The 13,356-nt window shown below is 56.7% G+C and carries 12 protein-coding genes; 5 read left to right on the top strand and 7 right to left on the bottom strand.

The genetic code is table 11. The features are described 5' to 3' along the window. Positions 1–59 precede the first annotated feature (59 nt). A complete protein-coding gene (locus ACW17M_RS17780; protein ID WP_457547868.1) occupies positions 60–1,541 on the top strand; it encodes a carbon starvation CstA family protein in 1,482 nt (493 codons plus the stop codon). A gap of 227 nt (positions 1,542–1,768) precedes the next feature. Here the strand turns inward: ACW17M_RS17780 and ACW17M_RS17775 are convergent, their stop codons facing one another. The 6 genes from ACW17M_RS17775 to lptF form a co-directional block, all read right to left on the bottom strand. Next, on the bottom strand, positions 1,769–3,940 hold the full coding sequence (locus ACW17M_RS17775; protein ID WP_457547867.1) for an esterase-like activity of phytase family protein: 2,172 nt from the start codon (positions 3,938–3,940) through the stop codon (positions 1,769–1,771). Between the two features lie 345 nt (positions 3,941–4,285). Continuing rightward, a complete protein-coding gene (bfr, locus tag ACW17M_RS17770; protein ID WP_009288515.1) occupies positions 4,286–4,768 on the bottom strand; it encodes a bacterioferritin in 483 nt (160 codons plus the stop codon). Positions 4,769–4,958: 190 nt separating this feature from the next. After that, positions 4,959–5,165, bottom strand: a complete 207-nt coding sequence (locus ACW17M_RS17765) for a (2Fe-2S)-binding protein (RefSeq protein WP_008959830.1) — start codon at positions 5,163–5,165, stop codon at positions 4,959–4,961. A gap of 158 nt (positions 5,166–5,323) precedes the next feature. Further along, positions 5,324–5,797 (bottom strand): RDD family protein, encoded by a 474-nt coding sequence (locus tag ACW17M_RS17760; RefSeq protein WP_041157538.1) that lies wholly within the window; start codon positions 5,795–5,797, stop codon positions 5,324–5,326. Between the two features lie 66 nt (positions 5,798–5,863). Further along, positions 5,864–6,928, bottom strand: a complete 1,065-nt coding sequence (lptG, locus tag ACW17M_RS17755; RefSeq protein WP_027957800.1) for an LPS export ABC transporter permease LptG — start codon at positions 6,926–6,928, stop codon at positions 5,864–5,866. Next, positions 6,928–8,007 carry an LPS export ABC transporter permease LptF gene (lptF, locus tag ACW17M_RS17750; RefSeq protein WP_027957799.1) on the bottom strand — a complete coding sequence of 360 codons (1,080 nt, stop codon included), beginning with the start codon at positions 8,005–8,007 and terminating at the stop codon, positions 6,928–6,930. The genes lptG and lptF overlap by 1 nt, the downstream gene beginning before the upstream one ends. A 146-nt stretch (positions 8,008–8,153) precedes the next feature. Here lptF and ACW17M_RS17745 point away from each other — a divergent pair, with 146 nt between their 5' ends. The 3 genes from ACW17M_RS17745 to ACW17M_RS17735 all read left to right on the top strand — a co-directional run bounded on the left by ACW17M_RS17745 (position 8,154) and on the right by ACW17M_RS17735 (position 11,455). Further along, on the top strand, positions 8,154–9,674 hold the full coding sequence (locus ACW17M_RS17745) for a leucyl aminopeptidase (RefSeq protein ID WP_457547866.1): 1,521 nt from the start codon (positions 8,154–8,156) through the stop codon (positions 9,672–9,674). Positions 9,675–9,826: 152 nt separating this feature from the next. Further along, the gene (locus tag ACW17M_RS17740; RefSeq protein WP_400674166.1) at positions 9,827–10,924 is read left to right on the top strand and encodes a branched-chain amino acid aminotransferase; all 1,098 of its coding nucleotides are present in this window, start codon (positions 9,827–9,829) and stop codon (positions 10,922–10,924) included. Between the two features lie 99 nt (positions 10,925–11,023). Next, complete coding sequence (locus tag ACW17M_RS17735) at positions 11,024–11,455, top strand: DNA polymerase III subunit chi (protein ID WP_041157534.1); 432 nt, start codon at positions 11,024–11,026, stop codon at positions 11,453–11,455. 102 nt (positions 11,456–11,557) lie between these two features. Here the strand turns inward: ACW17M_RS17735 and ACW17M_RS17730 are convergent, their stop codons facing one another. After that, entirely contained in the window at positions 11,558–12,016 is a 459-nt protein-coding gene (locus ACW17M_RS17730; protein WP_027957794.1) for a Spy/CpxP family protein refolding chaperone, read from the bottom strand. Between the two features lie 161 nt (positions 12,017–12,177). Here ACW17M_RS17730 and ACW17M_RS17725 point away from each other — a divergent pair, with 161 nt between their 5' ends. After that, positions 12,178–13,353 (top strand): MFS transporter, encoded by a 1,176-nt coding sequence (locus ACW17M_RS17725; RefSeq protein WP_457547865.1) that lies wholly within the window; start codon positions 12,178–12,180, stop codon positions 13,351–13,353. The last annotated feature ends 3 nt before the right edge of the window (positions 13,354–13,356 follow it).

The following is a 13,356-nucleotide window of genomic DNA, read 5'->3' as shown; positions in this document are numbered from 1 at the left end:
CCTGCTTGCATGCTCTCCGGCATGCTCGCCCACCCCCCTCACTGCTCTAGGTACCTTAGATGATCACCTTTATCGTATCGATCCTGCTGCTGATAGCGGGCTACTTTACCTATGGGAAATTCGTTGAGCGTGTGTTTGTAACTGACCGCAAGCGTCAGACGCCCGCTTTCAGCATGCGCGACAACATCGACTATGTCCCGATGAACACTACGCGCAATTCACTCATTCAGTTATTAAACATTGCCGGTGTCGGCCCTATTTTTGGCCCGATTCTCGGCGCTCTGTATGGGCCAGTGGCGTTTGTGTGGATTGTGATTGGCTGTATCTTTGCCGGTGCTGTTCACGATTACCTGACCGGCATGATCTCGATCCGCAACCACGGCGCTCACCTGCCGCAACTGGCCGGCAAGTTCCTGGGTAAAGCGATGAAGCATGTGGTCAATGGTTTCGCGATTCTGCTGCTGCTTTTAGTCGGTACGGTATTCGTCACCTCGCCTGCGGCGCTGCTGGCCAATATGACCTCGCTGTCGTTAACGCTGATCATCGTCGCTATCTTTATTTATTACTTGATCGCCACCCTGCTGCCGATTGATAAGGTCATTGGCCGTATCTACCCCTATTTTGGCGCCCTGCTGCTGTTCAGCGCGGCGGGTATCGGTATCGGCTTGATCATCACGGGCGCTCCAATTCCTGAGCTCTCGTTCCAGAACATGCACCCTGACGCCGCACCGATTTTCCCGCTGCTGTTTTTAACCATCTCCTGCGGCGCGCTTTCAGGTTTTCATGCCACCCAAACGCCGATTATTTCGCGCACCACCCAAAACGAAACCAATGGTCGCAAAATTTTCTACGGCATGATGATCACCGAAGGCATTATCGCGATGGTCTGGGCGGCCGCCGCCATGAGCCTGTTCTACGGCGACCAGTCGCTTTCCGATGTGCTGGCGGCCGGTGGCCCTGCTGCGGTGGTAAGCGAAGTTTCTACCACCATGCTCGGCGCTATAGGCGGCACCCTGGCGGTACTCGGCGTTATTGTGCTGCCGATCACCTCTGGCGATACCGCTTTCCGCAGCGCGCGGATGATCATCGCCGACTACATTAAGATCGATCAAAAGCCGATTATGAAGCGCGTCATGGTCGCTCTACCGCTATTTGTGGTGTCTTACGCGTTAACGCACATGGACTTCACACTGCTGTGGCGCTACTTCTCCTGGGCGAACCAAACCACCGCCGTGATCGCGCTGTGGGTGGGTACTATGTACCTGGTGCTGTCGCGTAAGCCTCACTGGATTACCTCAATCCCAGCCACCTTTATGACCATGGCCACGTTTACCTACTTAGCCTACGCGCCGATCGGTTTTGGTCTACCGCTGCAGCTAAGCTATGTGGTGGCCGCGTTAGGTACGCTCCTTTGCATTGCGCTGTTTATGAAGCGTGTCCGTCGCCTAAGCCGGGCAACTTTTGCCGTTGATGAACCGGCGGTACCGAGCCAGTTTGTGGACAGCGGTGAGGCGATTGCAGCTAAAATTGCAGCTAAATAGTTAGGCGCTCCATAACGTTACCGCCACACTCTCTTCACAGGACGCTCTTCACAAGACACTCTCCACACAAGAGCCACGCCACAAAAAAGGGCACACATCAGCCACATAACCGTGTTTGATGCGCGCCCTCGCTTTTTCTCCTATCTCTTTTATCCTACCTTTTCTCCCCTACTCCTCATGTTTATCGCTTCCATGCTGCTGCGGTATAGACGAATACAGGCAGGGAACTACTCCAGCGGTATCGACCAGAAGTAGGTCTCGCCGGAACTATCGTCCACACCGTCGTTGTCGCTGACCAGCCAGGCGTTGCCATTATCGTTGACCGCCATTCCTTCAATCTTGTCCACCACAAAGCCGTTGTAGCTGGCTAGGTCGGGAATCAGGTCGCGTACTAGCTGTTTCTCGACCACCGGCAGCTCACCGCCCAGCGGGACGGGTTCCAGGCCGTCCAGTGCAATGCGGGTCACTTGCTTGACCTTCGCCTCGGCGCCGATCTGGTTGTCGCGCTCGATCAAATACAGCCAATCGCCATGGGCGGTGATTTCGGAGAGGCCAATCCAGCCCTGTTCCACGTTATCCAGCGGGTAATGAACAGCGCCCCACTCGCCACTGTCGATATCAAAACGCAGCAGCTTGGCCATGCCTTTGGGGTCATCCTGCCAGGGGCGCTGTACCGCCAGCCAGAGCTGATTATCAATCCGCGTAACGCCTTCCAGCCCCCACTTCAGCGCCTGCTGGGCGAGCACATCGGGTAACGCAATCTCATCGGTAATCGCGCCATCTGCATCGACATGATAGAGGGTATTGGCAAGGTCTTTAGCATTCCCTTCGGAAGCGATCCAGAAACCGCCTTCACCATCGGTGGTAATACCCTCCATATCGAGCCCCAGGGCTGACTCACCGTTGCGGGTTACATCAAGCGCTGCAGTAATCCGCGCAGGGGACGCAGAAGGGTCGATGGTAAAGATGCGCGGCTGGGCGCTGTAGAAGCTGTCGTTGACCGCGTAGAGCATGTCATCAGCGGCGACCAAACCGGAAAGTGCGCCCCAGCCGATCAGTTCATCAGCGCCCGCCGAGGTCAGGGTGGGATAGACCGCTGGCGCATCCTGGTATTGATAAATCATGACATGGGCGCGGGGGCCGCCGTCTTCGCCCAGATCCCCTTCATTGGCGGTGGCTAACAGGCCACGGCTGGGAATCGCCACGGCGCCTTCGGGAGACAGGCCCGAGGGCAGTAGCTGGGTGAGCTGCGGTTCGGCCAGGTTGCTAACGTCATAAACGCCCACCAGCGAGCCGCGCTCGGAAAGCAGGAAGACATAGGGCGTACCTTCGAACACCGCAAACTCCATCCCCTCCGGCTCGCTGCCTTTGGCATCCGAACGCTTATCGGGGTAGTGACCCGCTTCAATCACCGCGCGCTCGAATGAAGTACCTGACTCGTATACCACCTCGCCACGCTTGTTGAAGATCGTCCAGCCGCGCGCGCCGCCATCCATATCGCCTTCGTTGGCAATAGCGAAGTGGTCGTTGTCGATCCACTGCAAAGCGTCCGGCTCACGCAGGCGCTCGGCTTGCTGCTCGTTGAAAATCAGCGCACCGTCATCGCTGGCGTCAATGCCGTCCAGGTCGACAGTCCCGGCACTGAAATCCGCCACCACCTTTCCGGCGTAGTCGAGCACCACCAGGTGGTTGTTCTCCTGCACGGTGACGACGGTCTCACCCAGGGTATTGATATCGACAAACTCCGGCTCGGGATCCTCGGGGGCGATCTCGGCGAGCCCGGTTACGTCGGCGTAGAGCAGGCTGTCGCAGTTAACCAGCCCTTCCGCATTGATCTCCACCAGTGCCACGGAACCGCCGGGCATCTGCGGTACACGTCCATCACCCGCCTCTTCGTCGCGTTCGTTCTCAATGGCGACAGCGACAAAGCGCCCATCGGGGGCCGCAGCGGAAGCCACACTATCGGGCTGTCCGTCCAGCGGGCAGGAGGCGAGTATCTCGCCACTGGCTAAATCGACCGTACGCAGTTCCCCGGAAGGTTCGCTGTAGGAAGCCGATGTATTCACTCCGACATAGGCCATATTGCCGAGCACCGATACGGCCGTAGGCTCACCGTCCATAACGATATTACCCAGCGGTTGCGGATTAGCCGGGTCGCTGATATTGATGCGCCCGATCACGCCCAGCGGGCTATCGGTATACACCAGCGTCATGCCATCACCGGAGGCAGCAATGATTTCAGGCGCGGTCTCGCGTGTACGATCCTCGCCCTCGGCCATGTTATCGGGAACCGCGAAGCTGGCGATGCGGTTGAAATGCTTATCTGCCGCGCCTGCCGCTTGCGTGGCGGCCAGCACAGCAGCCAGCGCCAACAGGATTGGTCTGCGTTTGAGTATCATGATGGAGTTAATCCCTTGCTTAAGCTTAAGAAACGACTGATTAAGTTATTAAACTTGCTATACCCGATTAACTATCCAACACCATGGCGATGTCAGGCTTATGACACTCACAGGCTAAGTTAGCGCCGTTGGCTATCGGCACACCTCAACGCTAAACCCAGGCTGCCGCGAAGATGGGTAAGTAGTGAAGGAACGCATAGGGGAAAAGGGAAGCAGGAAAATCGATAGATAAAAGGAGACTTTAGAACGAAAGCAGCCAGTCAGTTAGCCCTGACTGGCTGCTTTTTAGCTAGTTTTGGTTGCTAGCTTACTTCTATACATACGCGACATACGCGCGATAGCGTTTTACTCGTCGCCTGCCATCTGCATTTGACGCTGCATATAATTCTGAATACCCACCTTGTCGATCAAACCAAGTTCCGTTTCGATGTGGTCGATATGGTCTTCTTCGTCGGCGAGCAGGTCACGCAGCATATCGCGAGTCACGTAATCTTTAACGCTTTCGCAATAGGTGATCGCTTCGATGTAGTCGTTGCGGCCGTCGTGCTCAATTTTTAGATCGCTTTCGAGCATCTCTTTGACGTTTTCGCCGATGTGCAGCTTGCCCAGGTCTTGCAGGTTGGGGATACCTTCGAGGAACAGGATACGCTCGATGATCTTGTCAGCGTGCTGCATCTCTTCGATGGACTCATCGTATTCCCATTTGGCGAGGGCTTTCAGACCCCAATCTTTATACATTTTGGCGTGCAAAAAGTACTGATTGATCGCAACCAGTTCGTTGCCGAGCGCCTTATTGAGATGCTCAATAACTTTCGTATCACCTTTCATGACGTCACCTTTCTACTGTAATGCTGATGTTTAATCTAGTTTAGACAATACGATCAAGCAGTTACGTTTGGAGAAGAGTATAGGCGCAAATAGCTATACCCCCAGCGTTTCTGAGAGTATAGATAAGATGACTAAAAGTTCAAGCAAATCAGTTATTTGCTAAAGATAACCCTAACAATAGTGATTCGCGTCACACGGCGTAGGCAAGGCCCATATCGGCTTCTTGACGTGCTTCCTGAACGGCATCGCGGGTAATTGATTTAGCGTAGCACGCGCACTTACCGCACTGCGTTGCGCAGCCGGTTGCTTCGCGTACTTCTCGCCAGCTGCGCGCTCCGTCGCTAACGTGCTGGCGAATCTGATGGTCGGTTACTCCCTTGCACACGCAAACGTACATGGCGACACCTCATAGAAATCATGAGATGAATGTAAATGATTCGCATACATCTTATCAAGTAGAAATTACTGCTCTTTGCTAGCCATTCGTCTTAGTAAGCAAGAGCCGCAAAATAACATACTGGCGTAAAAGCACTTTTTGCCCCATGCCAGCTGAAATTATTTTTTCGGCAAAACCACCGTTTGCGTGTTGGAAGCAATATCCGGCCAGCTACGCCGCTGTTTATCGAACAGCACCCATAAGTAGCCCAAACCAAACGCCAGCAGCGAGAACCACGCCACCGCGCAGCGGATGAGGCACTGCTTCAAGTTCAGTGAATACCCGTCTACCGTTTGCACACGTAATCGCCATGCCTGCATACCCAAGGTCATACCACCGCGCGACCAGGAGAAAACAAAAAACAGTGTGACAAAAAACACCAGCAAGAGCTGCAAACTCAAAACATCGCTGGCCGTGGTGCCAATCTCCTCGGGCTGCTGACCAAGCACATAGCGGAAAAACAGCATATGCACGACGGTCACCGCAATCCAAATCGCGGTGACCAAAAAGCCGTCATACAGCATGGCGCCCAGTCGTCGGCCAAGGCCGGCTGGCCATACGCTGTCCAACTGAGTAAAGCGTCGTGTTTGCATAGTTCTCTTCGTGGTTGCTGGCTGTTTCTGGACGATACGAGGCTGTGATGGCTAACTATTGCGGCATTAACCATTGCGACGTAGAAAATAGATCCCGACCCCGGCGCACGCCAGAGTCGGCACCAGTACGGCCCAGACGGGAGAAAAGCCAAATATCGTCGAGGCGGGCGCCAGTAGATCCTGAACGTACTTAAAGCTCAGCCCAGTGACAACGCCATAAAACACCCGAGTACCAGCGGCCACGGTGCGCAGCGGGCCAAATACAAAGGAGGCGGCAATCAGCACCAGCGACCCCATGGTGAGCGGCATCAGCATCTTCTGCCAAAAATACAGCAGTGCCTGATCATTCTGCAGGTTCTGCTCTTCAAGGAACTGGGCATAGGCCCAAAGCTCGCTGGGCGCCTGACTCTCAATATCGCGCAGCAGCCTCTCTAGCTGGGTGGGGGTGAAAGAGGTGTCCCAGCCCATGCTTGCCGTCTGCTCAGACTCAGTGTGATCGTCAAAAATACGCGTGGTAGCGACGTTTTCCAAACGCCAGGCATCGTTTTCCCAGTGTGCGCGCTGAGCATATGTGGCTTCGACCAGCTGGCGATCATCAAAGCGATAGCGGGTTAAATCGAGCACGACGTTATCCGCGCGAATTGCCCCAAAACGGTAGACGCTGTCGCCCTCTATCTGCCAGCCGCTGCGACTGGTCAACACGGCGCCTTCACCCTGGAGTTTTTCCAGCCGCCACGCCTCGGCATACTGCTCGGTGCGTGGGCTAACGTATTCGGCAACTAACAGCACCACGACCACGACCACCAGCACGGGTTTCATCACCCCCCACACAATGCGCGCCAGAGAACGCCCAGCGGCGCGCATAACGGTAAGCTCATTGCTGGAAGCCATGCTGCCTAAACCAATCAGCGCGCCAATTAATACGGCTACCGGGGCGTACTGATAGAATCGCCAAGGCGTGCGCATTAGCAGGTAAAGCAGCGCATCGAAGGCGGTATAGCCCGCCTGCACATCGCCTAAATCATCGATATAAGCGATGGTAATATCCAACCCCAGCAGCACGAACTGAACGACGATAATGGCCGCCAGCACGTTGCGGGCGATATAACGATCAAGACGGTCAAGCACCATTAGCGCATCCCCTTGCGTTGCGAGCGCCATAGCAATAATAGGCCCAGCCCTAAAAACAGCCCATGCACGGGCCACACGCCCAGCGTGGTGGACCAAGTGCCACTGCCAATCGCATCGACAACCGCGAGCAGCAGACTAAGATAGGCGACGTATAAAAATACCGCGGGCAGCAGTTTGCCAAAGCGACCCTGGCGGGGATTAACCCGGGAAAGCGGCTGCGCCATCAAGGCCAGCACAAACACCATAAGCGGGAGCCCTGCCCGCCACTGCCACTGGGCTTGGGCACGGGGGCTTGGATTACTCCATAGCGCAGGCGTAGTGGCGTACTCCAGTGAATCCAGTTCCTGCCGGTCGCGATTCAGCCCTAGTCGCAATGTATAACGCTCAAACGTTAGCCGCTCGGCGCTCTTATCGCCCGGCGTCACCCCGTAGCGCTCACCGTCATCCAACACCAGAAAACGGCTACCCGTTTCGAGGCGGGTTTCCTGATAGCCCGATGCCGCCCGGGTAACGTAATCGTGAGTACCTTCATCGCCCTGCTGGTTCTGCTCGTGCACCAGCACATCCTGCATTTCCGTTCCGTCGCTTGAGAAGCTGCCGATGTAAGCGGTACGGCCACCGCCGAACTCTTGAAAGCGCCCCGGCGCCAACACGGAAACATCCAGGCGACTGCGCTGTTCTTCCAGCGCGGTCTCGGTTTGCAGCGCCCCAAAAGGCGTTAGCCACAGGCTGCAGACACCGACCAGTACCGCGACGACGCTGGCGGGCAGCAAAGTCACTTTCAACAATCGCGTGGGGCTCATCCCACAGGCGACCATTACAGTGATTTCGCTGTTCATATAGAGCTGCCCGTAGGCGAGCAGGATGCCTAGAAAAAACGACAGCGGTAGAATCAGTTCCATAAAGCCAGGCAGGTGAAACATCATCAGACTGCCTAGCATGGTGACGGGAATATCGCCCTCCGCCGCGTCCGAAAAATAGCGGATAAAGCGGCTGCCCATAATCACCAGCAGTAGAATGCCAGCGACTGCCGACATGGTGAGTAACACTTCGCGAGTTAGATATCGAAATAAAATCAACGCGCTCTCCGGCTAGTCGTGCAGGATGCCATGCAATAAGCGTATGGCTTGGGTACACTAATCAAACTATTTTCAGTCCCTTTTCAAAATCAAAAGCAACGGGGCATTATCCCGAATCCCTCGATGCTTGTCTTGTTGGAGCCGTCATGGAATTTTCCGTTCAGACCGCGAACCCAGCCAAAGCTGAAACACCCTGCCTTTTGGTGCCGGTTTATAAAGGGGGCGACTTCCTGCCCACCGTTGCCAAACTGGACGACGCCAGCGAGCGCTTGATTGGCCAATTGCTCGAACGCGGCGACTTTGACGCAGCACTGGGCAACGTGCAACTGATACCCTTTGCGCCAGGCCTGGGGGCCGAACGCATTTTGCTGGTGGGCTTGGGAGAGCGCGAAAAATGCCAGGAAGCGGCCTTCATCAAGGCGCTGGATGCGGCCATGACAGCGCTAGTGAAACTGCCTATTGACGAAGCCAGCGTAGTATTTGGCGATGTTCCGTTGACTGACCGCGATGCGGCCTGGAAAGCGCGCAAGGTAATGGAAGCTGCGGAGCGGGCTATCTATCGCTTTGACCAGTTCAAATCCTCGCCCGCGCCAGCCCCCAGCCTTGCCAAGCTGACGTTAATTATCACCGATGCTGACGCTGTCCCGCAGGTTAAGCAGGGTGCGTTAGTGGGCAACGCTATTGGCCAAGGCATCAACTACACCCGCACGCTGGGCAACCTGCCCGGTAACGTCTGTACGCCCAGCTATTTAGCCGAGCAGGCAGAGCAGTTGGGTCGCGACTCACAAGGCGCGCTCGAGGTCGATATTCTCGATGAAGAAGCGCTGGAAGCCCTGGGTGCAGGCTCGCTACTATCCGTAGGCCGCGGCAGCAAAGAGCCGACACGCCTGATCGTTATGAAGTACCAGGGCGCCGAAGAAAGCGAAGAAGCACCCCACGTGCTGATCGGCAAAGGCATTACCTTTGACACCGGCGGTATTTCGCTCAAGCCGGGCGAAGGCATGGACGAAATGAAGTTCGACATGTGCGGCGCCGCCAGCGTGTTCGGCACCGTCAAAGCGGTATTGGCGATCAAGCCCAAGCTCAACCTGGTATTTATCATCGCCGCGGCGGAAAACATGCCCGACGGCCACGCCACCAAGCCCGGCGATATCATCAAAACCCTTAAAGGCCTGACCGTCGAAGTGCTTAACACCGACGCGGAAGGCCGTCTGGTGCTGTGCGATGCGTTGACCTACGCCGAGCGCTTTACCCCGGCCAGCGTCGTGGATATTGCCACCTTGACCGGCGCAGTCATTGTCGGTCTGGGCCACCACGCCACCGGGCTGCTCTCCAACGACGATGACCTAGCGCTGGATCTATTAGACGCAGGTGAAGGGGCTTGGGATCGCGCTTGGCACCTGCCGCTTTGGGATGAGTACCAAGAGCAGCTTGAGTCCAACTTTGCCGACCTGGCCAATATTGGTGGCCGCCCCGCGGGCACGATTACCGCTGCGTGCTTCTTGTCACGCTTTGCCGACCACTTCCCCTGGGCGCACCTGGATATCGCCGGCACCGCCTGGCACTCCGGCAAGCAAAAAGGCGCCACCGGTCGCCCCGTTGGGCTGTTAACCCAGTACCTGCTTGACCGTGAAGCAGATGCCCAAGTAGAAAATAGCGACGTCTAACAACACAATCAGGCAATCAACGGTTGCCTTTATTTGACGCAACCGTTACACCTAAACCCATTAGCGTGTGCCTTATCTCAAGGCACACGCTACACCCATTATGACGCCTATATTTGCCCTTCAGGGCTTGGATCAAGTAGAGAGAACATGCCGTGCCCACTAACTTTGAGATTCTGCCATCCAACCAGCCGATAGCCGATGAGATCCGTGACAACATTCTCAAAAACCCCGGCTTTGGCAAACACTTTACCGATCACATGGCCCATGTGCGCTGGACGGTTGACGCCGACTGGCACGGCCACCAAGTGCGCCCTTACGGCCCGCTAACGCTGGATCCCGCTGCCTCTGTGCTGCATTACGGCCAGGAGATTTTTGAGGGCATCAAAGCTTATCGCCACGCCGACGGCTCTATCTGGACATTCCGCCCAGAGAAAAACGCCGAACGTTTTCGCCGCAGTGCCCGTCGTTTGGCGCTGCCGGAGCTGTCCGACGAAGACTTTATCGGCTCGCTGAAAGCGCTGCTCGCTCAGGATCAAGCGTGGGTACCTACGCCTGCCAGTGCCGCTGACGAGTGCAGCCTCTATCTGCGTCCATTCATGATCGCCTCTGAAGCCTTCCTGGGCGTACGCCCATCACAGGAAGTCGACTACTATGTGATCGCCTCCCCGGCAGCGGCCTACTTTAAAGGCGGCGTTTCACCGGTCTCGATCTGGCTCTCCTCGAATTACAAGCGCGCGGCCGCAGGCGGCACCGGCTTTGCCAAGTGTGGCGGCAACTACGCCGCTTCATTGGCTGCACAGAAAGAGGCCGAGGCTCACAAGTGTGGCCAGGTCGCCTTCCTCGATGCTGCAGAAAACAAGTGGATTGAAGAGCTGGGCGGCATGAACCTGTTCTTTGTTTTCAAAGATGGCCGCGTCGTTACTCCACGCCTGACCGACACCATTCTGGAGGGCGTGACCCGCAACTCCATACTGACGCTGGCCAAGGACGAAGGCCTGACGCCGGAAGAGCGCGCCATCAGCATCGATGAGTGGCGTGAAGGTGCGGCGTCTGGCGAGATCACCGAAGTCTTTGCCTGCGGCACCGCCGCGGTCATCACTCCGGTAGGTGAACTGGTCACTGAAAACGAGCGTATCAAGCTCACAGCGGGTGGCAACAACGAGATCGCCATGCGACTGCGTACCAAGCTGCTCGACCTGCAGTACGGCCGCAGTGAAGATAAGTACGGCTGGCTCACCCAGCTGGTTTAAGCGGGTTTAAAACCAACGCTTATCCTTCCAGCACCGCCGCATTCTTGCGGCGGTGCTGTTTGTCATCGACGTAACTGAAACCGCTTACCTGGAACCGCTATGGCGCGCATTGATTTCTATATCCTGCCCGATACCACCCTGGAGGCGCGCTTGCAGTTTGCCTGCAAACTGGCCGAGACCATCTGGCGTAAAGGCTACCGCCTGCACCTGCACTGCGAAGACAAGGCCCTCGCCGAGCAGGCCGATAGCGCGCTGTGGAATTTCCGCCCAGACGCCTATTTACCCCATGCCCTGGAAGATAGCGAGATGGCCGCCAGCGTACCAATCACGCTAGGCTGGCAGCAGTTGCCGGTTCCGACAGAAGAAACCGCGCTGCTTAATCTGCACCCGGAAATACCCGAAGGCGTAGAGCGCTACGCACGAATTGCCGAGATCATCAATCAGCACCAACAAGTGCTGATCGCCAAACGCGCCTGCTGGCAGCGCTATAAAGAACTGGGCCATGAGGTCGTGCCGCATAAATTGGGGTAAATGGCCGAGGAGACCCTACACCCTAAACACGTGACCCCGCACTTGGCGGGGCCGTCAACAGAGTTGGGCAATCGTTGTCAGTGCGTCCCAGGCGTCTTTGCCTTAGCCACCCTGTTGCTGCATCTGCTCCTGCATCTGTTGTTGCATTTGCTCCTGCCGTTGAGCCATGGCCTCGTCAAGTTGTTCGCGCTGTTCTTGAGTGAATACGCCTTCGATCTGAGACTGTAAGATGATGCTATCAGCGGTCATCTCGGCCGTTAGGTCACCAAGGCGCTCCGCGTCCGCACGAATGGCAGCTTCATCGTAATCGGGCTGAACCTGCTCGCCGAGTTGCTGTTGCAACTGCCGGGCTTCCTGCTCCTTGCCACTGATTTTATCTTGCATCTGGGTCAAGAGGTTGCTCATCTCTTCTTTCTGGCCTTCATCCAGATCGACCATTTCGTCAAGTTGATCAACTTGGTCATCGACACTGGGGGTGCCACCAGCCATTTGCTGGGCCATGGCGGGAACACTGAATGCCAGTGCTGCAACTGCTGGAAGGAAAAGCTTGGCTACGTGCATAAAAACTCCAATTGCGAACAAATTTGTACTTCCTGCCCGACGAATCCTGACGGGCCTCGTGGTCCGACACTGCTGTTTTTAAAAAATTCGTCGTAACGGTAAATTGTTGATTACCATTAGCGGGCTCTGGCTGCGCCCTTTGCCCTCATGGAGACGTAAACGTGTTCACGCGCTACCCGCTTGTTACGATTGTCATCGCCCAACTGTTTGGCACCTCACTGTGGTTTAGCGTCAATGGCGTTGGCTTGGCGCTTCAGGATGCGGTAGGCCTTAGCGAAAGCGATTTGGGTCTGCTCACCATCGCCGTTCAGGCCGGGTTTATTAGCGGCACGCTATTGATTGCCACCACCGGCCTTGCCGACCGCATTCGCGCCAGCCACCTGTTTGCGATTTCTGCCGTTCTCGGCGCACTGATCAACGCCGCCTTTATTGGCGTGGCCGAGAGCGTAACGCTCGCCGCTGTTGCGCGCTTTGCGACCGGGCTTTGCCTGGCGGGGATTTATCCGCTAGGCATGAAGCTGGTAGTGAGCTGGACACCCAGCCACGCCGGCGCCGCGCTGGGTTGGCTGGTGGGCATGCTGACCCTGGGCATTGCCTCGCCGCACCTGCTGCGCGGTTTAACGCTGCATTTACCCTGGCAGTGGCCGCTGCTGCTGGCGTCACTGCTGGCGCTGGCCGCTGCGCTTATGATTTTCAAGCTGGGCGTTGGCCCCCACCTGCCAGCCACCGCCAAAAGCGGCCGCCCCTGGGCAGGCCTGGCCGCTTTCAAACAGCCCCGCTTTCGTGCCGCCGCACTGGGTTATTTCGGCCACTGCTGGGAGCTTTACGCCCTTTGGGCGCTGGTGCCGTTTCTGGTCGCCCGGGAGCTGGAACGCTGGGGCGCTTCAAACAGCGCTCAACCGTGGCTAAGTTTTGCTGTGATCGCGTTGGGCTTACCGGGCTGCGTGCTTGCAGGCAAATGGAGCCGCCAGATTGGCAGTGATCGAGTGGCCTGCGTGGCATTGGCAACCTCCGGTACGCTCTGTTTAGTTTATCCCCTGTTGGGCGGCGCCTCGCCCTGGCTGCTGCTGATGCTACTCGGCGTATGGGGCGTTAGCGTTATTGCCGACTCCGCGCAGTTCTCTGCGCTGGCCAGCGCCACGGCTCCACCCGAGCGGCTAGGCGCAGCGCTGGCGATGATGAACGCTATCGGCTTTGGGCTGACCATTCCTTCCATTGCACTGGTCACAGCGCTGTGGTCGAGCCAGTCGCTGGCTGTCATTTGGTGGCTATTGCCGGGCCCCATCCTCGGGCTAATCGCCATGCGCGGATTTTCTGCCCATAAACAGCTCTCATAAACA

This window comes from Vreelandella sp. 2A-K22 (genome assembly GCF_054065485.1).
The sequence above is the reverse complement of the archived record's forward strand: the minus strand, read 5'-3'. Positions and strand labels throughout refer to the sequence as shown.

Bases quoted from the DNA above. Each gene is read 5' to 3' on its own strand.
- ACW17M_RS17780 (WP_457547868.1), top strand. From the start codon at position 60: ATGATCACCTTTATCGTATCGATCCTGCTGCTGATAGCGGGCTACTTT.
- ACW17M_RS17775 (WP_457547867.1), bottom strand. From the start codon at position 3,940: ATGATACTCAAACGCAGACCAATCCTGTTGGCGCTGGCTGCTGTGCTG.
- bfr (WP_009288515.1), bottom strand. From the start codon at position 4,768: ATGAAAGGTGATACGAAAGTTATTGAGCATCTCAATAAGGCGCTCGGC.
- ACW17M_RS17765 (WP_008959830.1), bottom strand. From the start codon at position 5,165: ATGTACGTTTGCGTGTGCAAGGGAGTAACCGACCATCAGATTCGCCAG.
- ACW17M_RS17760 (WP_041157538.1), bottom strand. From the start codon at position 5,797: ATGCAAACACGACGCTTTACTCAGTTGGACAGCGTATGGCCAGCCGGC.
- lptG (WP_027957800.1), bottom strand. From the start codon at position 6,928: ATGGTGCTTGACCGTCTTGATCGTTATATCGCCCGCAACGTGCTGGCG.
- ACW17M_RS17745 (WP_457547866.1), top strand. From the start codon at position 8,154: ATGGAATTTTCCGTTCAGACCGCGAACCCAGCCAAAGCTGAAACACCC.
- ACW17M_RS17735 (WP_041157534.1), top strand. From the start codon at position 11,024: ATGGCGCGCATTGATTTCTATATCCTGCCCGATACCACCCTGGAGGCG.
- ACW17M_RS17730 (WP_027957794.1), bottom strand. From the start codon at position 12,016: ATGCACGTAGCCAAGCTTTTCCTTCCAGCAGTTGCAGCACTGGCATTC.